Raw genomic sequence first — 20,987 nt, 5'->3', positions numbered from 1 at the left:
TTGTAATTCTACATCCATTGCCCTACCTCCCTTGCAGAGTTTTTTCTTCTAATCCTTTTATTTAGAATAACCGGAAAGTGACAGAAGAGGGATAATTCATCACTGAGCAAAGCTGTACCAATCAATTTATCCAAAGCATTGTGTCGCCCAACATCCTCCCACAGGTTTAACAGTTGTCCTTGAGCATCAAAGATAGCCGCAGCGTGCAAACCCCCTGTTGCGGTGAAAATACCTTGAGCAGCCCGGAGTTTTTCTGGTAGGCTGTATACGATCTCAGGTGTTACCATTGGGCCAGAAGAAATTACCGCACATCCCCGCAGACGCAAAGCCTCAAGGCTAGCTTTACCACACACTCCACAGGCGCTACTTGTATAGAAATGACGCTCCAAAGGCTGTAAGTCTGGAATCAACCCATCCCGCAGTTCCACATTTACAATATTATGGCGCTGCTCACCATCTACTAATTCATCTACGCAGTAGCTGATACGTCGAAATATCTTCCCTGCTATTAACCACTCCTTCACTGTAGAGGAAACCAGCAGCTAGTTCAAAATCTACCCCTGGCGTCCGCATTGTTACAGCTACCGTCTTCTGGAAAGGAAAAAGACGAATTTCCAAAGGTTCTTCGGTGGTAAGTTGATCTAAACGAGGTCGTATTTGACCTTTTTCTACTACCCAAACAGTGGCTTTGGTCTTACTTTTAGTTGGCGTTCTCATATTTGTGAAAGTTGGTGAATTGAAATTTTGATACTAATCTGGAAACAAAGTAATGCTATTTATATGTCAGATGTCAGGTTGATGATTATCAATTACTTTGTGCAGTTGAGCTAGATCGGCTATGTTTCTGTTTAGGAAGTAAAATGAACCTAAAACTTTTGGCTTTCAGTAAAATTTTATTTGCAATAGTCTTTGTGATTTTCCTTGGTTTTACAGGATATTTAGTGGCTAATAACATTAGTCAAAGAGTAATTGAAAAATCTCTTGCTAAACAAGTGGTGTCTACCTCCACTGTAGGAAAAAGTTCTCAACTACAGAAGCTTTTAAATGAGATAGTTGTAGAACAGAAAATACCTGGTGCAGTAATGTATATTACTACACCTAATGGTTCTTGGCTGGGAGCATCTGGTGTCAGTAACTTATCAACTAAAACCCGGATAAAACCCACAGATGGCTTTTCTATTGCCAGTATGAGTAAAACTTTTGTGGCAGTGGTTGTGCTGAAATTAGTGGAACAAAGGAAGATAGGATTAGATCGGGCGATCGCAACCTATTTACCAAGAGACATCACTCCTCATATTGTCAACAGCGACAAAATTACAGTTCGTCAACTGCTTAACCATACTAGTGGTGTCGCTGAATACCTAGAAACAAAAGCATTTATTCAAGCTACAGCGAAAAGAAGTCGCTCACAGCCTTGGACAGCTAGAGAAGCTATTCGGTATATGTATCAAGAAGAACCGCAGGCAAATCCTGGAGAAAAATTTATTTATACTGATTGCAACTATATTCTTTTAGAACTGATTGTTGAAAATATCACTAGGGGAACTCTCGCCCAAGCAATCCGCAGTCAGATTTTAAAACCATTAGGATTGAAACATACCTTTACGGAATTGCGCGAACCGACAATTGGAGAAGTCGCTACAGGTTATGGCGATCGCAACAAAGATGGTAAGCTAGATAGCTACGCCCAAGTCAATGATGGCAATGGTTTGGGAGATGGTGGATTAGTTTCAACAGCAGAGGATTTAGCCAAGTTCGCCAAAGCGTTATTTGTCAAAAAAACCTTACTTTCCTCCAAGACGATGAAAGAAATGCTGAAATTTAAAGATAATGGCGCAGGTTATAGTTATGGCTTGGGTGTAGAAAGATTTTCATCTCCTTTAGCAAAAGCAATTGGGCATAGTGGTACAGCTTATGGCTTCGTAACATTGCTTGCATATTTACCCAATGAAAAAACTACTATAATAGTGCTGCTGAACAATCAGAATGTTGATATTAAATCAGTAGCTAGAACAGGTCTAAATGTCGTTGAGAATAAATGATTTGAATTTGTGATTATACTCGTAAAGCTGGCATTTTAATAATTCAAAATTCACACATTAAAGACATTTTCCGACTCTTATTTAAACCCCGACTGAAATTGATTAAAGGCGGAGTGGCTTTGATTTTGCCCTACGTATACACGTATAAATTTTAAACCCTTTAATTTACGAGAAATTTTCTGGGTCAATATTTAGTTCTCGCAATTTGGCTGCTAGGCGTTCAGCGCGTTCTCGTTCTTGTTCAGCAGCTTCTTCAAGTGTGGGAATTAGATTTCCTTCCGCAGTAAAATAGCGCAATTTATGTTCATAAATACCCAAGTACAAATTTAATTGCTGACTCCACAGCCATCCATGAGGATTAGGTTCTATCGGTTCATAAGTACCGCCAATCAAGATAAAGCCAGCAAATTCTAAATTATTGGGATCAAACCAAAAATATTCTGGTGTACGAAAGATATCTTGAAAAATTTGTTTTTTCAAACCTTTGTCAGTTGCTGCTGTAGAATCCGAGAGAAACTCTACAATTATGTTAGGATATTTCCCGTCTTCTTCCCAAACAACCCAACTTTTACGAACTTTACGTTCACATCCCAGCACTACAAAAAAATCAGGACCCCGGAATTCTTCTGACCTTCGCTGGCGTTTACTGTAGTAAATTGTTAGATTACCCGCAGCGTAAAAGTCATTGCGATTTCGCCACCATAATTCCAAAGATTGTAATAGCAGAATTATTTGGCGTAGATGTAATTCACTTTCCAAAGGTGGTTCGTCACTATATAAATCCCCTAAAGGAAATATTACATCATTTGGGAATTCAAAATCTTTAGCGGCGGACATGGCTGAAAGTTTTAGGGTGATATGGGTGATATAAACTTACCGTAATCTAAGTTTGTTTTTCCAGACGCGCGATCGCATTATAATCAGGAACTCCTTCAAGCGTTCGGCTAAAGGAGATGAAAAATTTTTCCACCGACTTACTTAACTAGTGCTTGAGTACTTTTATCACCACTGCAAAAAAGAATAAAGCGATGTGCGACTTTTTTTATTCTTGTGGGATGGACATCTTGTCCGTCCTTTCTGGTATGGCGAGATGCCTACCCCACAATGAAATCAAGGTTTAACAAAATTAAGTTGCACACGAGTTTTGCTTTTATAAGCCTACTATTGCATTATAATCAGGAATTTTTTCAAGCGATCGCTTAAAGTCACAGACGTTACTTGGCTTGCATCATACATTGAAGCAGACATTTTTGTAACTAGCATTTTCAGTTATTTATATCTGTCTTATGTAATAAATCCTATACCTACCCTAAGTAGGGTTATCTATCTAATTTTGTTCGTTAAGTTATATGAAGTACTAAAGAATTGTAATTTTCTCAGTAGGTAACTGAGGAAATTAGAATAGCCTTAACTTAATTGGAGTTTTTTATGACTTACACAGCTGATGAAGCAACAAAACCGGCTTTAGAAAGTTTTAAGCCCTTTGATGTGGATACGAAATTAGCCCTACTTTGGTTCGGTTACTTGGATCTTAAAGAGCAGCTACAGCCTGCACCTCCTGAAAGGATAGAGGTTCCTGCCAAAGCAGTGTTTGACAAATTCCTGGACTTGTCTAAAGAAGAGCAACTGCAAGCACAACGCGACATTATTAATGGTGCAGCTAACGAGATCAGCCAAGCCTATAATGCTCTAAGTGCTAATTCCAGATTAAACGTTTGGCTGTTGCTAGCACAAGGAATGGACAATGGAACCATCATTCAAGTTCCCTCCGATTATCAACTACCTAGTGAAACGGATGAATTTGTCGCATTGATCAAAAAGCTAGAGTTTGAGCAACGGATTAATTTCATGCTGACTGCGGTGCAAGCGATGGGTTAGTCAAGTCCAAGAACTCTCAATAGCTTTTTAGAATTGAGGATAATTGAAAGTAACAAATTAAGCTAGATATGGCTGTTTTTGTTCTACTTTAATAGTGGTTAACTTAAAACTACCGCAGAGATGCTTATCTTTGCGGTAGTTTTAATGCGAGTTAATTTTGTGAAAACTGGGAAAATGAGACTTGATTTAGAGGGTGTTTATAAATAAAAATAAAGAGCACCATGATTACGAATTAAAAATAAGCATTTGGGTTTGTGGCAACAATCAAAATTGTATAGCAGGAGGCAGGAGGTAAAACTATTGCTAACTCTAGCATTTACCCCATCCTTCTGTCATAACCTGTGTGACTACGGCTATAAATGAACCCCATATTTTAAAAGCAGAGTTTCAACTTTTATTACCAACCAAATTGATCCAATGAAACTCGTAGATAAGATGATTAAAACGTTAAAAATCTAATTACTCTACGTTCTTTGGCTGGAATTTTTCCAGATATGAGAAAGCATCATCACTTTGAAATGCTTATTGAAAAACGCAAGTGTAAAGAAATTACCAAGCACAGGTAGGGTAAAAGGTATTTCCGCACTTGATGATTGACATAGATATTAATCAATGCCCTCAGATATTTCATGAGGGCTTTCTTGATGGAAATCAGCATAAGTAATCAAAAAATCAGAATATAATTTTTATTCCTTAGCAGAAAATCAATACAGACAAAGGTGAGCAAGAAATGAGCAAGTTTTGGTCTGGAAAGTGAGTAGTAAGAGCAAATAAGCTGTGAAGCGCCTCGGTAATAACCGCAGTCTTTTTTGAAATCCAAATCAACTTCCTATTTCCACACCAACAGTAGAGATCAAACACCTCAAAAAGGGCAACTATGAGAATAAATGCTCAGAGTATCACCTCTTTTATAGCAACTGAAGGCAGGTTACTCGTTGTATGGGCGACGGCAATGTCAGCACTGATTACTGTACTGACATCAAATCAAGCACAGGCTGTGACGTTAACGGAAATTGGAGATGCAGGCGAGAGTTTGAGTACAGCCCAAATTATTCCATCGGGATTACTACCGCTAGAGTCAATCTCTGGGAAAATTTCTCAAGCAACTCCCGATGCTGACATATTCCAAATCTTTCTGACTGAGGGAAAGCTGTTCTCAGCTACGACAGCAATTAATCCAGGCACCCTTGCAGACCCACAGTTGTATTTGTTCGACTCAAGCGGCAAAGGCATTTTTGCCAACGACAACGAAAGCTCTAATTCAACACAGGCAACTCTGCCGATAGGTGGTTTTTCCCCTAACCAATCAGGAATCTATTACTTAGCCATTTCTGGTTTTGATTACTATCCTGTTAGTGCTGAGGGGGATATTTTCCCGCGTTTCCCTGAAGTCTCCTTTGATGGAGTGGGAGTTTACAGTCCGACTGGTGCGGGTGGCAAATCTCCACTTAGTGAATTTGACGGTCTGAGATTGAACGGTGGGAGTTATACTATTACCCTCACTGGAGTTCAGACTAGTACTGTAGCAGTCCCTGAATCATCTTTTGGGTTGGGTATATTAACGTCAGGTTTTTTATCTACAGCTGCTTTGTTGAGAAAGAAAAAAAAGCAAGAAAGCGTTGTTTCTAATAATAAACTGGGCGTAAATGTCGCCTGATGTTCATTTCTGCCCCGCTACGGATAGGCGCAGTAATTAATAGAGATGTGTTTGTAATCATCCTTAACTACTAGTGAGTAGGTAAATAAAAACTGACTTTTTTAGGAGAGAACAACATGAATAGGAAGTTATCTTCCACCTCGCGACGTGCCTTATTAAAATGGGGTCTTTGTAGTTTTGGTGGAGCAGCCTTAACGATATTACCTAAGAAGCTAATGGCAAACACTATTAGCTCAAGCAAAACTCTGACATTTGATGCTAATGATGTTGGTATCCTTAACTTTGCTTTATTATTGGAAGAGCTGGAAGCAGCATTCTATTTATTTGCTCTTAGGTCTGGCAAAATTAAAGACAAAAAAGAGTTTGACTATCTTCAAGCCATAGGCTCTCATGAAGCCTCGCACGTAACTTTTCTCCGCCAGGTGCTAGGTGCAAATGCGAAATTTAAAACGAAAGACCTCTGCTTTAATCAAGCTGGGTTAAATGCTGTTCTCAAAGACCGCGACACCATCTTGAATACAGCTGTGTCTTTGGAAGACACGGGTGTTCATGCTTACAATGGTGCGGGGACTAGCCTGAAAGACCCCACATACTTACTTGCCGCTGGTTCTATTGTGTCTGTAGAAGCACGTCATACAGCAGGCGTACGTGCTCTCCTAAAGCGACCCACGACTGAGTTAGATATAGAGCGGGCAGTGAATGATGCTAACTTAGTTCCTGCACTAAATCCAGTCAAGGGAAAAGCTTACGATGAGTTATACACGCCTAAACAGATTGTGGCGATTGTTGGCTCTTTGAATATATTGAACAACCCAATCAATGGCGCTCTCGTCGCCTAACTTAAGGAGTTACTCGAAGATGAAAACCCTTTTAGATTTGGCGACACAAATAGTTGCAAACCTCAGTAATTTTAGTGGACTATTCCGCTGTCTGGTAGCAAGAGTTTGGGGTATAGTTCTTATCCTGCCTCTAATCACCTTTCTATCTTTGTTGTTAATTTCAGCAACACCAGCCTATGCTCAAGGGACAGTGCTGAAGCCGAAAGAAGTTGTTGAATATGCCCTAACGTTAGAAAAACTGGAAGCTGATTTTTATCGCCGTGCAATTACTGCAACCCAAAGTGGCGGATTGAGCAGTCTTCCACAGGTAGCCAAAAACGCCCTCATCTCTTATGGAAACGATGAAGCTCAACACGTTACTGATTTATCAGCTGTATTGAAATCTCTAGGAGGTAATCCAGATGGAATTACTATCCCAGCTAATCCCAACTACGATGCCATACTTCAACGTAACCCATTTGCTAAACCGGAAGACTTTTTACTTGCCCTACAGTTCGTTGAAGACACAGGAGTAGCAGCTTATAAGGGACAGGTACAAAACTTGCTTGCTGCCGGTCCATCTGGCAAAACGGTGCTAGCCGCCGCTCTAGAAATCCACAGTATAGAAGCCCGACATGCTGCTGGAATACGATACCTGCGACAGACTATCTACGGTGTAGACGTGCGACCGTGGATTAGAAATGTAAGTGAAGTAATTTACAACGAGAATCGTCTTGGTAGTCCAATTCCGTTCGCTAGTGAAGCTTTCGATGGCTTTGCTACAAAAGATGAAGTGTTAGGGCTAGTGGGTCCTATATTAACTGAGAAGTAAATAGACATCTGCTGAAAATGAATGTAGAGACGTAGCATTGCTAGGTCTCTACAGGGGTTTCAGGCAAGGCAGAATTATTTTCTGGAGATGTCTAATGTAATTACGGACATCAACAGATGATAAAACTTAGACACAAAGCGAAAAGTCGGAGCGGCGGCTTCCGCCGATCTGAACTTTTCAAGACAAAGACTTTTCACCCAGTCCCCAGTCCCTTGCTATATTATCCCTGCCGAAAATCATTTCGTACTTATACTAATTCAATTAATGATTGCAACATATCTTTGGGTGAAGACGCGATGAATCGCGTCTCTACAAAATTTTAGCTGATTAGCTAATTTCTTTTTGCCACAAAATATCTACAACTTTCGTCATCCCAGCTTTCAGATGGCGGCGATAGGTACTGAAAGGCAAATCTAGTAACTCAGCTGCTTGTTCTTGGGTGGGGGCGGGATTTAAATAAGTTCGATAAACAGCGCGGTAGAGTTTTTCGTCACGCGGGGATGATTGTAAATATTCAACTGCTTGTTTCACCAGATTTTGTAAAGCGTTAACGCGTTCGCCTAATGTGTCCAAAGGACTCTCGTTCACACTTGCTTTTGTGGCAACTTGTTTTGATACGCTTCGCGAGAGCACTTCGTGCACGCTTCGCGATCGCACTAATGGATTATTCTGTAATACATCGGGACAACTAAAGTTACGTAATGCATTCTGCACCGCCTCCACAAATTCTGGCTGACTAAGAACTAATAGAGGTTCACCGACTGGAGTATTATCTACAGATTCTCCGACAGTTGTAACCTCTTTTCGGGCCAAAATTTCCTTCCATGCAGCAGGTGAGACAATTCGCCAGTCATGACCATAAACACCATAGTGTCTTCCCCCAACTGTAAAATCAGTTTCAGAAAGTCGTGTTAAGTCGAAATAGTTTAACATTGCTGTCCAACTATCTGCTTGGGCACAAGGTAGGAAGGTGTATGCTAACCCTGGTGTTTTCTGAAAATACTGCACAAAATTAATGAAAATTAGACTTTGGGTAGGGGAAACAGCTTGATACGTGTCCCGCGCCATCCAGAAGCGAAAAATAGTTGCGCCTTCACTAGGGCGTAATGGTGTATGGGTTTGGAGATATTGCCAAGATGCGAAAGCGCCCGGATCTGCACTTAAATCTTCAATAGTTGCTGTCTGCAATGCTACCATCATTGCAAATCCCCCAGGTTCGGAGTGTAAGTCACGAAATACTACTACATTCTGCGGTTGGCGCTTCAACCAGTGAGCTGCTATTTTTGCTGATTCTTCGCCTTCGTATTCTGCCACCATCCCCAGGAGTGCGGTTTTGTCAGTTTCCCGTAGTGAGTCCGTCAATAAACTACTTTGCTCACCCCAGGTAAAACAGGATCGAATTGCCGAGTTATCCCGATGCAAAAAAATATAATCAAGTAACACTCGATGCTTTTCCTGCCCTTGGGTTTGTCCTAGTCGTTTAGTATAATATTGACGCGCTCGGTGGTGTAATTCCATGTAAAATTCCGAATTACGCCAACGCAAGTCAGCGATTAAAACTTCGCGTGCTAAATCGTGGGGAAATAAACCCAATTGTCCTGATTCGATAAACGACAATCCGCGCAACCACTCAAATAAATCGTGAACATCAAGCATCTCCCCCAAAGAGTGAGGCTTACCAGCCAAAGTATTTTGAGGTACAGCCAGTATTTGATTTAGTGCGGCTTCGGTAGTCAACCGAATCACCGCACAAGCTTCTAAAGCCATCCGGTGTGCGGGCGTTGGTACTTCTTTTATGAATCTTGACAATAGTGTTTTAACAACATTGGGAGCAGATTCTGCTTGAAAAGAGATTTCTTTTCCCTGAGCAAACACCTCAGCAACCAAGGATAATGCTAGAGGATGTCCGTGGGTAAAATCTAGAATCGCCTGATGCTGTGTGGTGGGAATATCTCGTGTGGTGAGATAAGTTTGACTTTCTTCTGGAGTAAGGTTGCGTAGGGGCAATGTGTGCATCAAAGCTTGCCAACCCAAATCGCTACACCAAGCAGATGAAGGGGAATTGCGTCCAGCAATCACAATTAAGGTATTAACAGACAAATGAGGTAAGAATCCTTCCCGTAACCATTCATCTAGCTGGGTAATAGCTTCATAGGTGTCAATAAAAATTACATTACGTTCTTGTCTTTGGGCTAGTATTTGTAAAAGAGAATCTGATTCATTCAATCCCATCAACGAATGCAAGGTGCTAAGAAAAGATTCTGGTGCAGCTTCTATATTACGTCCTTCTACGTAGATAGTTGATATTTTTGACTGTTCGCAAAACCGTACAAACTGCTGTATGAGAGTTGTCTTGCCTACACCACCTGGGCCAAAGACGTGCAAAATGTGAAAAGGTAATTCTGTTGATGCGATCGCATCAAGAAATAGCTCTACTTCCTGCCCACGTCCTACAAATCTGCGATTTCTTTCTGCACTTAGTCGCTGTAATAGAGATGTCATTGCCATCCCTTCCTTAAATTTTACGTAGGATTACTGTTTTAAAGTATGAAGGATATTGTTGATTTATAAAATCTACTTTGACAAAATTTATAAATTTTACATCCAACTTTAAAGGCGTAATAAGTAGGTGGGCGCTCAAAAAATACAAATATATTAATAGATATAAAGTAACATAAACGCCTATAATATAAGCTTTTATGGTATGTTATATAATGTTTATATAGTTTGGTTTAATTGTACCTACCTATTTACTAACAAATCAGTATTAGATAATCTTCTTTGTAGCATTGATTTGGCTCCCCAATTGCAACTGGTACAACTCAGCAAAGGTGTTGCAAGGTCGCACTTAAAAGAAATGTTTATGCAACAATACTTTACACTTTATAGATTTCTTACCTTTTTCTCTTAGACCTGGCTTTTAACATTAAGTCTCAAAAAGCTTGTTTGTAGAGGATTCTGGGCAAAACACAGTATATACAATACAGGAATTGAAATTCAGTGCTAAAAGTGACAAGCTGTTTGTTGCACTAATGGAAAAAAATTTGTACTTGTCCTGCGATCGCAAACGCGGTTAAGAATTTTTTTCTAATCCCAAAACAACATTAAATCTGACTTTTCCATATCCTGTGAAAAGTCAGATTTAATAGTGGGGTGAAATGACTATGGAAATCATAAATAACTTATGCAAAAATAATACAAGTAGGCTAAGTTGTTTACTTTTTTACATTTTTAATATCACCAATTAATTCATCAATCCTTGATTGACTAGTGTTCCAAGAACACATAAAACGTACTCCTCCCACACCAATAAATGTATAAAACTGCCAGTTCTTTGCTTTTAAGCTGTGAATGACTTCTTCAGGTAATTTTACAAATACGGCATTGGCTTCTCTAGGAAACATCAAATCAACGCCTTCTATATTTAATAGTTGATTTTCTAAGTATTCAGCACATTGATTAGCGTGTCTGGCATTTTTTAGCCAAGCACCAGTTTCTAATAAACCCAACCAGGGAGCAGAGATAAACCGCATTTTTGAAGCTAGCTGGCCTGCTTGCTTGCATCGATAATCAAAATCTTCTGCTAGCGCTTTGTTAAAAAAAAGAATGGCTTCACCTAATGCCATTCCATTCTTAGTACCACAAAAGCACAATACATCCACTCCAGTTTTCCAAGTAATTTCAGCAGGGCTTTTATTCATAGCAGCAACTGCATTTGCAAAACGAGCGCCATCCATGTGAATCTTTAAGTTATATTTGTTTGCAACTTCTTTGATACTTAAAAGTTCTTCAATAGAATATAAAGTTCCTAATTCAGTTGATTGGGTAATGCTAATAACTTTAGGTTTGGGATAATGAATATCAGTACGTTTAATAACAATTGCCTCTATAGCTTCTGATGTTAATTTGCCATTTTTACCTTGAGCAAGTAGCAGTTTTGAGCCATTAGATGCAAATTCAGGTGCGCCACATTCATCTGTTTCTATGTGAGATGTCTCATGGCAAATGACGCTATGATATGACTGACAAAGAGCAGCTAAAGATAAAGAATTTGCGGCCGTACCGTTAAAGGTAAAAAATACTTCACAATCAATTTCAAAGAGTTCCCGAAAATAATCTGTTGCTTTTTGAGTCCATTGATCATTTCCATAAGCTGGAACACTCCCTTGATTTGCCCTAATCATATATTCTAGTGCTTCAGGACAAATACCAGAGTAATTATCACTTGCAAACTGTTCTAATTGGCTATTCATAATTTAGATTTTAATTTTTAACAGTTATTACTACAATAATAGTAAATAATGAGTGAAGTTGCCAATTATCAGATTAAAATATAACACTATTATTTCTAACCTTATCTAATAAGTATGCTAATTTCAATAACTTTGGATGGGAGCAAAATATTTTTTTATAGCTATACTTAATAATTGACAAACATATTTTTTACTGATTCTAAAAAGTTAGAAATCAGAATGTCTCAAGCTTCATAAATAAAATCTGATTTCTATATTTTGTGTTAACCGACTAAATGAGTTTTTTGCTGAACTTTTCTCTGAATTAGTATAGTAATACTATTAAATGAGTTTACTTATATCTATAGAAAACTGGAATTTTATTCTCATCTTACTGAGATGTTTAATTACTACGGTGTATTCGTCAGCTTTGCGTTGAGAGTATTTTGAGACAACAAATATCGCTAGTAACTAAATATTATGCAAAAAAAATTATGATAAAAAATAAAGTTTGCTAATTAAAATGCTAATTATGTACTTATAATACACTATACAATGTCATAACAATAACTATGAAATTACTATTTGGTATATTTGTCCTTTGTTAGTTCTCAGTAGTCATTTGTTTATTTTCTACTGATTAATGACCAATGACCAATGACTAATAACTAATGAATAAACCATTGATTGAACTCAAAGGTGTTTCTAAGTCCTTTGGTAGCCATAAAGTTCTAGATAATATAGACTTGACTATCTACCGGGGAGAATCACTGGGGATTATTGGCCCATCAGGAACTGGAAAATCAACTATTCTACGAGTAATAGCGGGGTTACTTAGTCCTGATGAAGGAGAAATTTATGTGCAAGGAGTGCAGCGAGAGGGTTTAATTGAGGATGGCGGCCAGCAGGTTGGCATTAGTATGGTGTTTCAGCAGGCGGCACTATTTGATTCGCTGACAGTAGAGGAGAATGTAGGATTTTTACTTTATGAAAATTCAAAGCTGCCGCGATCGCGCATCCGAGATTTGGTAAGAGAAAAATTAGAGATGGTAGGTTTGCCAGAAGTAGGCAACCAATACCCAGCCGAACTTTCCGGGGGAATGCGAAAACGAGTGAGTTTTGCCCGTGCAATTATGTCTAATCCTGATATTCCCAGTGAAAGCCCAGAAGTTCTACTATACGACGAGCCAACAGCCGGACTCGACCCCATTGCCTCAACAGTAATCGAAGATTTAATCCGCCACTTACAATGTTTACATGGAACTTGTAGTACTTATGCCGTTGTTACCCACCAGCACAGCACTATCCGCCGTGCATCTGATAAACTTATATTTCTCTATGAGGGTAAAGTGCAGTGGCAAGGTACAGTTACTGAAATATACAACACAGAAAATCCCTTGATCAGACAATTTCTGAGTGGAAATGTTGAAGGCCCGATTAAAGTCGTCGGCTAGAAACTTAAAAATGAAGAGTAAAGAATTACTAATGTCCTAACTTTTAACTCCTAATTGGTTATTGGTTGTTGGTGGAGGCAAAACAATGCGAGGTCTTATGACAAGCCGCTTCGCCTCTGGGCGAACATTTAGAGAAGGTTCTGTGGGGTTATTACTCCTGCTAGGACTAGGGGTATTTGGATTATTTTTTCTGTGGTTAAATAGATTAACTGCTGCTGGCCGTTCATACAAAATTATTGTAGAATTTGCTAATGCTGGCGGAATGCAAAAGGGATCGCCAGTTCGCTATCGTGGCTTTAAGGTAGGAACTATTTTCCAGGTTCGACCAAGACCAAATGCCATTGATGTAGAGATTGAAATTCCCCAACCTGACCTAATTATCCCTCGCGATGTAGTGGTAGAAGCTAATCAAAGCGGATTAATTAGCGAAAGTATTATCGACATCACACCAAAAGCGACGTTACCTTCTGGGGTTGTGCTTGCTAAACCCCTAGATAAAAATTGTGATAACAGCCTCATAGTGTGCAATGGCTCTCGGTTAAAAGGTCAGCTTGGCATCAGTGTTGATGAACTAATTCGCAGTTCAACTGAGCTAGCCGGTGCATATAATGACCCCAAATTTTATCGAAATGTCAATAGGGTTCTAGAAACTACCACAGGCGCAGCATCTAGTTTTACTCAGCTAAGTCAGGATTTACAAGGTTTGACCAAAAGTTTAAGACTACAACTTAATACCTTTTCTGCCACGGCTAATTCAGTGCAACGGGCGACAAACCAACTTAATGCATCCGCAAATCAAACAGTAAATAAATTCGGTGCAACTGCAACTCAAGCAAATCGATTGCTGAACAACCTGGATAATCTGTTGACAACAAATCGTTCGGCGCTGGTTGGTGCTTTGAATAATATCACCGAAACCAGCAACCAACTGCGGGTTACAGTCAGTAGCTTATCACCATCTGTGAATCGATTGACTAAAGGAGAATTACTTAACAATTTAGAAACGCTTTCAGCAAATGCAGCCCAAGCCTCAGCTAATTTACGCGATGCTTCTAAAACCTTAAAAGATCCCAGGAACATGGTGCTGCTGCAACAAACTTTAGATTCAGCACGAGTCACCTTTGAAAATACCCAAAAAATTACATCTGATTTAGATGAATTGACAGGCGATCCTAATTTCCGTAAAAATCTGCGGCAATTGGTAAATGGTCTAAGTGGTTTAGTATCTTCTACACAACAGATGCAGCAACAAGTGCAAGTTGCTACTACTCTAGACTCGGTGAAAGCTGCTGTGAGCAAGCCAAATAATCTAGTTCCGATACCAGCACCAACCCAAGAGGCGATGTTAAATGACAAGTCGCTACCCGTCTACGTAATTAATCCCTTATCGGCTAATTTTGCAAGTACCGACACCAACCTTCAACCAATTCCCAGTCCATCTATTCTTAACTCATCCCAAGAAAACCTGTTGAAGCAACTGCGGGAGTATGGCAAGCAAAGGGGGCAACTAGAGACACAGAAAGAGATAATACAGGTTGAACCTTCAGCTTCGCTCACCGTTGACCCAAAGCAAAGCCGAACTGTTGACAATTTTAAGTAAGAGCTAGATTCGGAAAGAAAATCTTAAGCAGCTAATCGCCTAACCATAAGACGAAGCAAGGAACCATAAATCATCTCTTATGCCCAATGCCCTTCAGGAGTGCTGAGTGCTGAGTGCTGAGTGGGGAATCTCACTTCTTTACTCGCTTGCCGAGGAACTCGAAACGGGCTAAACGCCCCGCTTGCGCTAACGGAACTGTTTTGCTCACTGCCCATTCCCCATTCCCCATTCCCCATTCCCCATTCCCCATTCCCCATTCCCCATAACTAATTCCAATCCTGTTCATCCTTCTTGCCACGGCTTTTGTAAATTCCTCCCAAATCGTGAATTTGACGAGTTTTCTCAAAAAGCTCGGCTTCGGTCAAACTCCACTGCTGCAAGACTTTATCTAGGTCTTTTTGAATGTCTCTCGCCCCTGGAAACCCTTGATAACGCATTCGTAGCCTAGCCAATTCTGCTAAGTTATAGTCTGTCGCCTCTTGAGAGAGTAAAATATCAATAAGGGTGCGATCGCGGTTATAAAGTGGATGTTGTTGATCTTTACCGGCCGTTGCTTCAGTCATTGTCAGTCTTGAGTTGAGAGTGCTAAGTCCTGAGTTTTAAGTTTAGCTGACAGTGGAAAACAGGACAGACAAAAGAAAATTGTCAAATACCGAAAGTTTAACTGTCAACTTTGCAACTCTTGTACAGACAAGGGTTAATCGCGTCTCAGCACTCAGCACTCCTAGTAGACGGCAAGTACACCTGATGTCTTACGGCTCTCACCACTGCCACTCAAGTTTAAATAAAGTTACATTGTTCTTAAGAAAATACAAAAAACTTTAGATGAGGGTGAATTTTATCTCACCCAAAGTCCAAGCAGCGAGGGAGCAAGAACCCATTATGTTTGAACACTTCACTTCCGAAGCCATTAGAGTAATTATGTTAGCTCAGGAGGAAGCACGTCGCCTGGGACACAATTTTGTAGGAACTGAACAAATTCTCCTGGGTTTGATGGGAGAAGGAACTGGGGTTGCTGCTAAAGTGCTGGCGGAATTAGGCGTTACCCTCAAAGATGCACGTCGCGAGGTAGAAAAAATTATTGGTAGGGGTTCTGGCTTTGTACCACCAGAAATTCCTTTTACTCCTAAAGTGAAAAGCCTCTTCGAGCAATCGTTTAAAGAAGCTCATAGTTTAGGACAGAATTACATTAACACTGAACATTTACTCTTAGGATTAACCGAGGCTGGTGAAGGTGTCGCCGCCAAAGTACTGCAAAATCTTGGGGTTGACTTCAAGAGTGTCCGCAGTGCTATAGTTCGCCGTTTGGGTGAAAATGCACCAGCTTTTGCTGGTAGTAGTGGTAGTCAAAAACGCACCCAACCGCTAACGATGGAAGAGTATGGCAGAAATTTGACTAAATTAGCCCAAGAAGGCAGACTTGACCCCGTAGTTGGTCGCCAGAAGGAAATTGAGCGGGCGATCCAAATTCTCGGTCGCCGTACTAAGAATAACCCAGTGTTGATTGGAGAACCAGGAGTTGGTAAAACTGCGATCGCCGAAGGTCTAGCTCAACGCATTATCAACCAGGATGTTCCCGAAAGTTTGCAAGACAAGCAAGTTATCAGCCTCGATATGGGGTCATTGGTAGCTGGAACTCGCTTCCGTGGCGATTTTGAAGAACGCATCAAAAAAGTCGTGGAAGAAGTCCGCACTGTCGGCAATATCATCCTAGTGATTGATGAGATTCATACCTTGGTTGGCGCTGGTGGTACAGAAGGTGGCTTGGATGCAGCCAACATCCTTAAACCTGCCCTAGCACGAGGTGAACTCCAGTGCATCGGCGCAACTACCCTCGATGAATATCGTAAGCATATCGAACGCGATGCCGCCCTAGAGCGTCGTTTCCAACCGATTCAGGTCGGGGAACCCTCAGTAGAGGAAACCGTACAAATTCTTTACGGCTTGCGCGGTGCTTATGAACAACACCACAAAGTCACAATTTTGGATGCGGCACTTGTCGCAGCAGCAGAATTATCAGACCGCTATATTAGCGATCGCTTCTTGCCCGATAAGGCAATAGACTTGATTGATGAAGCTGGTTCTCGCGTTCGTCTGCGGAACTCCCAAAGTTCTCCTAATAAAGAACTTAAGCGCGAACTTGCTGGCGTTACCAAAGAAAAAGAAGCAGCAGTTAGAGTTCAAGATTTTGACAAAGCTACACAACTGCGCGACCAAGAATTAAAACTTGCAGAACAACTGCAAGCGACGTTTACATCAAACGAGCAACCTGTCAACTCGACTGTGGTTGACGAAGAAGACATCGCTCAAATCGTTGCCTCGTGGACTGGTGTACCAGTCAACAAACTTACTGAATCGGAGTCAGAGTTGCTCCTGCATTTAGAAGATACTCTGCATCAGCGGCTCATTGGACAAGAGCAAGCAGTCACGGCTGTATCTCGCGGTATCCGTCGCGCCCGCGTCGGCTTGAAAAATCCCAATCGTCCCATTGCCAGCTTTATCTTCTCTGGCCCCACTGGCGTTGGTAAAACAGAATTAGCGAAGGCGTTAGCTGCCTATTTCTTCGGTGCGGAAGATTCGATGATTCGGCTAGATATGTCCGAATACATGGAAAGTCACACCGTTGCCAAGCTAATTGGTTCGCCTCCAGGTTATGTAGGATACGATGAAGGCGGACAGCTTACAGAAGCTGTACGTCGGAAACCGTACTCAGTGCTGCTATTCGACGAAATCGAAAAAGCACACCCCGATGTATTCAATATGCTGTTACAACTTTTGGATGACGGTCAACTTACTGATTCCAAAGGTCGGAAAGTAGACTTCAAGAACACGCTGATCATTTTGACTTCTAACATCGGTTCCAAGGTGATTGAAAAAGGCGGTAGTGGTTTAGGCTTTGACTTCGACACTCAAGCCGACGCTAGTTATAACCGCATCCGCAACTTGGTAAATGAGGAATTGAAAGCTTACTTCCGTCCTGAGTTCCTTAACCGTCTTGATGAGATTATCGTCTTCACCCAGCTTTCTAAGGATGAAGTCAAGCAAATCGCCGAAATTATGCTGCGCGATGTTGCTAACCGCTTGACAGAAAAAGGAATTATCCTGGAAGTTAGCGATCGCTTCAAAGAACTTGTAGTACAAGAAGGTTATAACCCCAGCTACGGCGCTAGGCCATTACGTCGGGCAATTATGCGCCTTTTAGAAGATTCTCTTGCCGAAGCAATGCTGTCTGGTGAAATTACAGATGGAGACACGGCCCTTATCGATGTTGATGATGACTCTCAAGTGAGAGTACAAAAATCAGAAAAACGAGAATTACTCTTGGCAAATGTTGGCTAATTTTATACCCCTCGCTTTTTACTGTAATATTTGAGAAAAACTCCAGCCTCTTGCCTAGAGCAGAGGCACAATCAGGGTCATCTCAGACAAACATCAAGTGAAATGGTATTATTTCTCACCCCTAGTAGAAATGCTAGGGTTTTTTTTATGCGATTCTTTTTGAGTGGTCAATACTCACTGGAGTTTAGACTAGTCAGGAGTGCAAAACTCGAAGTTATAGCAGGAGGTAGGAGGCAGAGGGCAGGAGGTAAAACTATTGCTAACTCTCTTCTTTCACCCAGGGCAAATGTCCTAACCTGTGTGACTACGGCTATATTTGAAACTTGGTTAGAAACGTGCTTGATTCCCACCCTTAGACCAGGACAGAAACTGGTGATTGACAATGCCACCTTTCATAAAGGCCGACGCATTGAGCAACTGGTTCGAGCTGTAGGCTGTGAGGTGTGGTACTTACAACCTGTTTCACCAGACTTAAATCGGATTGAAAAATGCTGGTCGTGGCTAAAAAGCCGCATTCGCAAACAACTAGAGTATTTTGAAACACTGCGAGAAGCTATGGAGCATGTCCTAAGTTTAGCGTCCTAACCAAACTGGCGGTTGCTATAACTCTAGCTCTTGGGATAAATGGCTGCCATTAGCATTACGGTAACAGGTGGGTGGCGCGGTGGATTCATCATTCCCCTATTTTTCACTGGTGCTTGCATTGGTAAAGCAGTAGCAGTTTTAATTACAGGACTCGATCTTACCCTGGCGATGATTTGGACAATGGCAGCTGTTAATGCTGCCGTAACGCGCACACCCATAAGTACAATTTTACTACTGTCAAAACTGACCAACTTGAGTCCTTTGACACCGATCCTTTTTGCGAGTTTAATTGGATTTTTTCTCGCGCCCAAAGTTCCTTTGATTGCATCTCAACTTAAATCCCAGAAAGAAGCTACTGAATTAGACAGCTAAAGTAGTTACTAGTAAAATCTTTATCATTTGAGGTTTTAAAGGAAATCTTGCATTTATTCCAAAAAAGCCATTTTTTTGGTCAACTCACTTCTGCTAATTGGTATTCGCCGATCGAATTTTATTAATTCAGATAACTGTCAATTTGTACGGAGCATAAGTCCTAATATTTTATGAATATTTTCCTCAAAACCGTCTTTACGCTGATATATAAACAACTGGGCGCTTTTTCTAATTTAGAAAACTTTTAGAATTTGTTCGATACCGTCTTTGGTACACAATACATTCATGCTACTACCACAACATTGCGATCGCAGTGATAAGCTGGTAATTTTAGTCAATTACCTAAAATCATTAGGTGCTAAATTATTATTCCAATTAACTTTTATAGCTCCAATGTCTGTATACTTAATCTAATTTATCAGTAGGATTACTAAATCGTCAGTGTAGTAACAGTATCAATGCAGTTGCACCTGCTCACTTTATAGTTTTGATGGGTTCAACGAGTGAAGTTGATCCCCATATTCTGTCGTAGTCTTTTTCAAAAATCAAACCGGATTCTGATATTCAATCTTTAAGAATGCTTGTCCAAATTTCACAAAAGGAAAAATATGCCAGGAAGTACATTAAGGACTGCTCAAAAGATTGGTGTTCTCACATTTTTTAACTACAATGATGCTATCGGGAATACAAATCCAGTTGATTACTACAAATTCTCCCTAACAAGCACAAGTAATATTAGTTTGCTGTTGAGTGGAGTGACTCAAAACTATGTCGATGCAGCTATTTATTACGATAGCAACAATGATGGATTGATTGAGAGTGGAGAACAACTTTACTCTACTTATGCTGGTAGTTCCGGTCAAAACGGTCAAATTAGTGCAACCTTGGGAGCATCGGGGAATTATTATGTTGGAATTCGTCAAGACTCCAACAACGTTAACTCCAACTATTCCCTACAGTTATCAGCGACATCTGCACCTCCTTCCATTGCCTCAGATCCTGGTAGCACACTCAGCACTGCTTATAATATTGGCAATCTGACTGGTACTAAAAGTTTCAAAGAATTTGTCGGGAATGTAGACACAGTTGATTACTACAAATTCTCCCTAAGCAGCACAAGTAATATTAGTTTGCTGTTGAGTGGAGTGACTCAAAACTATGTCGATGCAGCTATTTATTACGATAGCAACAATGATGGATTGATTGAGAGTGGAGAACAACTTTACTCTACTTATGCTGGTAGTTCCGGTCAAAACGGTCAAATTAGTGCAACCTTGGGAGCATCGGGGAATTATTATGTTGGAATTCGTCAAGTACTGTAGGACAAGCTTTAACTGACTTTGCAGTTGTCACTGATGATAAATTCGTCAACGCTAATAATGCGCGTATTATATTTAGTCAAAGTAGTGGCAGCTTATTCTATAACCAGGATGGCAATGTTTCGGGTACAGGAACAGTGTTTGAGTTTGCTCGTTTAGGGAATCCTGATATTACTCTCAATACTAGCAATTTCACTCTGATTGCCTAGCTTTTTAAGTATTAAGATGTAGAATATCTTAATACCTATGTCAAAAAGAAATGTAGGTTTAACTTTTACCAAAACAGCCCAAAACAAAGCTGTGCTTGAGTATTAAACAAAATGTAAAACCTTTATTGTCTGAGACTTTGAAGGAACTCTTGCTTGAGCGTAAAATAGTTAGTAATTTCTGCGTGAGTAAGTGGTGTAACTTTTGTTTCTGCTCGAATTAGTTGTAATATGAGAAGCATTTAAACTGCAATGTGAACTACTAGCCTTTCTATATACGCAACCGGAACTCATACTAGGTATCCGAAAGTAGTCACCTATTTGTAGTTGTCGGAAAGTCATCAGATCCTCAGAATTTTTAGTAAATAAAGGTTATAAAAGTAAGAGCTTATAAAATAAATTTAGATTTATATCTTAAATTTTACCTCGTCATATTTCAAGTTAGGTAAATTTGTATTCAACAAGCTTTTAGTTCATCGCTCTCGTTAACTAGTCAAGAGTTTTTTATTGTAAATTATTATACTATTTATTTATTGAATACTTTGGTTAGTTATCCAGACAAAAAAAGCAATGAATATGCTAGAATTGTATCAAATTATAGCAATTATTCAAGAGTAATTTAGAATAATTTTGCGCTTTGTTGAGTAAAAAAG

Annotated in this window: 14 protein-coding genes and 3 pseudogenes; 11 read left to right on the top strand and 6 right to left on the bottom strand. The window is 40.2% G+C overall.

What is annotated here, in order from left to right; all coding sequences use genetic code 11:
- Nucleotides 1-85: 85 nt before the first annotated feature.
- Nucleotides 86-717: pseudogene (locus V7K79_RS06625) on the bottom strand (formate dehydrogenase accessory sulfurtransferase FdhD); the annotation flags it as partial.
- A gap of 143 nt (nt 718-860) precedes the next feature.
- Between V7K79_RS06625 and V7K79_RS06620 the strand changes: the two are divergent.
- On the top strand, nt 861-2,042 hold the full coding sequence (locus V7K79_RS06620; RefSeq protein ID WP_335045847.1) for a serine hydrolase domain-containing protein: 1,182 nt from the start codon (nt 861-863) through the stop codon (nt 2,040-2,042).
- Between the two features lie 165 nt (nt 2,043-2,207).
- Here the strand turns inward: V7K79_RS06620 and V7K79_RS06615 are convergent, their stop codons facing one another.
- Nucleotides 2,208-2,879, bottom strand: coding sequence for a Uma2 family endonuclease (locus V7K79_RS06615; RefSeq protein WP_335045846.1), 672 nt, complete (start codon nt 2,877-2,879; stop codon nt 2,208-2,210).
- 591 nt (nt 2,880-3,470) lie between these two features.
- Here V7K79_RS06615 and V7K79_RS06610 point away from each other — a divergent pair.
- The 4 genes from V7K79_RS06610 (at nt 3,471) to V7K79_RS06590 (ending at nt 7,227) form a co-directional block, all read left to right on the top strand.
- Nucleotides 3,471-3,920, top strand: coding sequence for an orange carotenoid protein N-terminal domain-containing protein (locus V7K79_RS06610; RefSeq protein ID WP_335045844.1), 450 nt, complete (start codon nt 3,471-3,473; stop codon nt 3,918-3,920).
- An 877-nt stretch (nt 3,921-4,797) separates the two neighbouring features.
- Nucleotides 4,798-5,577, top strand: coding sequence for a hypothetical protein (locus V7K79_RS06600; RefSeq protein WP_335045843.1), 780 nt, complete (start codon nt 4,798-4,800; stop codon nt 5,575-5,577).
- A gap of 116 nt (nt 5,578-5,693) precedes the next feature.
- Complete coding sequence (locus V7K79_RS06595; RefSeq protein WP_335045841.1) at nt 5,694-6,416, top strand: ferritin-like domain-containing protein; 723 nt, start codon at nt 5,694-5,696, stop codon at nt 6,414-6,416.
- A 19-nt stretch (nt 6,417-6,435) separates the two neighbouring features.
- Nucleotides 6,436-7,227, top strand: a complete 792-nt coding sequence (locus V7K79_RS06590) for a ferritin-like domain-containing protein (protein ID WP_335045839.1) — start codon at nt 6,436-6,438, stop codon at nt 7,225-7,227.
- A gap of 327 nt (nt 7,228-7,554) precedes the next feature.
- Here V7K79_RS06590 and V7K79_RS06585 read toward each other — a convergent pair whose 3' ends face one another.
- Together V7K79_RS06585 and V7K79_RS06580 are read right to left on the bottom strand one after the other, a co-directional pair.
- A complete protein-coding gene (locus V7K79_RS06585) occupies nt 7,555-9,729 on the bottom strand; it encodes an AAA family ATPase (protein ID WP_335045838.1) in 2,175 nt (724 codons plus the stop codon).
- A 713-nt stretch (nt 9,730-10,442) separates the two neighbouring features.
- Nucleotides 10,443-11,480 carry a threonine aldolase family protein gene (locus V7K79_RS06580; protein WP_335045837.1) on the bottom strand — a complete coding sequence of 346 codons (1,038 nt, stop codon included), beginning with the start codon at nt 11,478-11,480 and terminating at the stop codon, nt 10,443-10,445.
- 650 nt (nt 11,481-12,130) lie between these two features.
- On the opposite strand from V7K79_RS06580, the gene V7K79_RS06575 reads away from it, so the two are divergent.
- Complete coding sequence (locus tag V7K79_RS06575) at nt 12,131-12,913, top strand: ABC transporter ATP-binding protein (RefSeq protein WP_335045835.1); 783 nt, start codon at nt 12,131-12,133, stop codon at nt 12,911-12,913.
- An 85-nt stretch (nt 12,914-12,998) separates the two neighbouring features.
- A complete protein-coding gene (locus tag V7K79_RS06570; RefSeq protein WP_335045832.1) occupies nt 12,999-14,513 on the top strand; it encodes an MlaD family protein in 1,515 nt (504 codons plus the stop codon).
- Between the two features lie 130 nt (nt 14,514-14,643).
- Here the strand turns inward: V7K79_RS06570 and V7K79_RS06565 are convergent, their stop codons facing one another.
- Together V7K79_RS06565 and V7K79_RS06560 are read right to left on the bottom strand one after the other, a co-directional pair.
- Nucleotides 14,644-14,799 (bottom strand): hypothetical protein, encoded by a 156-nt coding sequence (locus tag V7K79_RS06565; protein ID WP_335045831.1) that lies wholly within the window; start codon nt 14,797-14,799, stop codon nt 14,644-14,646.
- Nucleotides 14,780-15,076 carry a DUF3288 family protein gene (locus V7K79_RS06560; RefSeq protein WP_335045830.1) on the bottom strand — a complete coding sequence of 99 codons (297 nt, stop codon included), beginning with the start codon at nt 15,074-15,076 and terminating at the stop codon, nt 14,780-14,782. The genes V7K79_RS06565 and V7K79_RS06560 overlap by 20 nt, the downstream gene beginning before the upstream one ends.
- 319 nt (nt 15,077-15,395) lie before the next feature.
- On the opposite strand from V7K79_RS06560, the gene V7K79_RS06555 reads away from it, so the two are divergent.
- The 4 genes and pseudogenes from V7K79_RS06555 to V7K79_RS06540 all read left to right on the top strand — a co-directional run bounded on the left by V7K79_RS06555 (nt 15,396) and on the right by V7K79_RS06540 (nt 20,131).
- Nucleotides 15,396-17,852, top strand: a complete 2,457-nt coding sequence (locus V7K79_RS06555) for an ATP-dependent Clp protease ATP-binding subunit (RefSeq protein WP_335045828.1) — start codon at nt 15,396-15,398, stop codon at nt 17,850-17,852.
- Between the two features lie 195 nt (nt 17,853-18,047).
- Nucleotides 18,048-18,437: pseudogene (locus V7K79_RS06550) on the top strand (transposase); the annotation flags it as partial.
- Between the two features lie 39 nt (nt 18,438-18,476).
- A pseudogene (locus tag V7K79_RS06545) lies at nt 18,477-18,809 on the top strand (chloride channel protein); the annotation flags it as partial.
- Nucleotides 18,810-19,417: 608 nt separating this feature from the next.
- The gene (locus V7K79_RS06540) at nt 19,418-20,131 is read left to right on the top strand and encodes a hypothetical protein (protein ID WP_335045826.1); all 714 of its coding nucleotides are present in this window, start codon (nt 19,418-19,420) and stop codon (nt 20,129-20,131) included.
- The last annotated feature ends 856 nt before the right edge of the window (nt 20,132-20,987 follow it).

Source organism: Nostoc sp. (assembly GCF_036917575.1).
In the GTDB taxonomy this organism is placed as follows: Bacteria; Cyanobacteriota; Cyanobacteriia; order Cyanobacteriales; family Nostocaceae; genus Nostoc.
This window is presented reverse-complemented; position numbering and strand designations above follow the sequence as displayed.

What these genes read in the sequence shown, in the direction of transcription:
- V7K79_RS06540 (WP_335045826.1), top strand. Translation starts at nt 19,418, where the DNA reads ATGCCAGGAAGTACATTAAGGACTGCTCAAAAGATTGGTGTTCTCACA.
- V7K79_RS06580 (WP_335045837.1), bottom strand. Translation starts at nt 11,480, where the DNA reads ATGAATAGCCAATTAGAACAGTTTGCAAGTGATAATTACTCTGGTATT.
- V7K79_RS06560 (WP_335045830.1), bottom strand. Translation starts at nt 15,076, where the DNA reads ATGACTGAAGCAACGGCCGGTAAAGATCAACAACATCCACTTTATAAC.
- V7K79_RS06610 (WP_335045844.1), top strand. Translation starts at nt 3,471, where the DNA reads ATGACTTACACAGCTGATGAAGCAACAAAACCGGCTTTAGAAAGTTTT.
- V7K79_RS06575 (WP_335045835.1), top strand. Translation starts at nt 12,131, where the DNA reads ATGAATAAACCATTGATTGAACTCAAAGGTGTTTCTAAGTCCTTTGGT.
- V7K79_RS06555 (WP_335045828.1), top strand. Translation starts at nt 15,396, where the DNA reads ATGTTTGAACACTTCACTTCCGAAGCCATTAGAGTAATTATGTTAGCT.
- V7K79_RS06565 (WP_335045831.1), bottom strand. Translation starts at nt 14,799, where the DNA reads ATGAACAGGATTGGAATTAGTTATGGGGAATGGGGAATGGGGAATGGG.
- V7K79_RS06570 (WP_335045832.1), top strand. Translation starts at nt 12,999, where the DNA reads ATGCGAGGTCTTATGACAAGCCGCTTCGCCTCTGGGCGAACATTTAGA.
- V7K79_RS06595 (WP_335045841.1), top strand. Translation starts at nt 5,694, where the DNA reads ATGAATAGGAAGTTATCTTCCACCTCGCGACGTGCCTTATTAAAATGG.
- V7K79_RS06600 (WP_335045843.1), top strand. Translation starts at nt 4,798, where the DNA reads ATGAGAATAAATGCTCAGAGTATCACCTCTTTTATAGCAACTGAAGGC.
- V7K79_RS06615 (WP_335045846.1), bottom strand. Translation starts at nt 2,879, where the DNA reads ATGTCCGCCGCTAAAGATTTTGAATTCCCAAATGATGTAATATTTCCT.
- V7K79_RS06620 (WP_335045847.1), top strand. Translation starts at nt 861, where the DNA reads ATGAACCTAAAACTTTTGGCTTTCAGTAAAATTTTATTTGCAATAGTC.
- V7K79_RS06590 (WP_335045839.1), top strand. Translation starts at nt 6,436, where the DNA reads ATGAAAACCCTTTTAGATTTGGCGACACAAATAGTTGCAAACCTCAGT.
- V7K79_RS06585 (WP_335045838.1), bottom strand. Translation starts at nt 9,729, where the DNA reads ATGACATCTCTATTACAGCGACTAAGTGCAGAAAGAAATCGCAGATTT.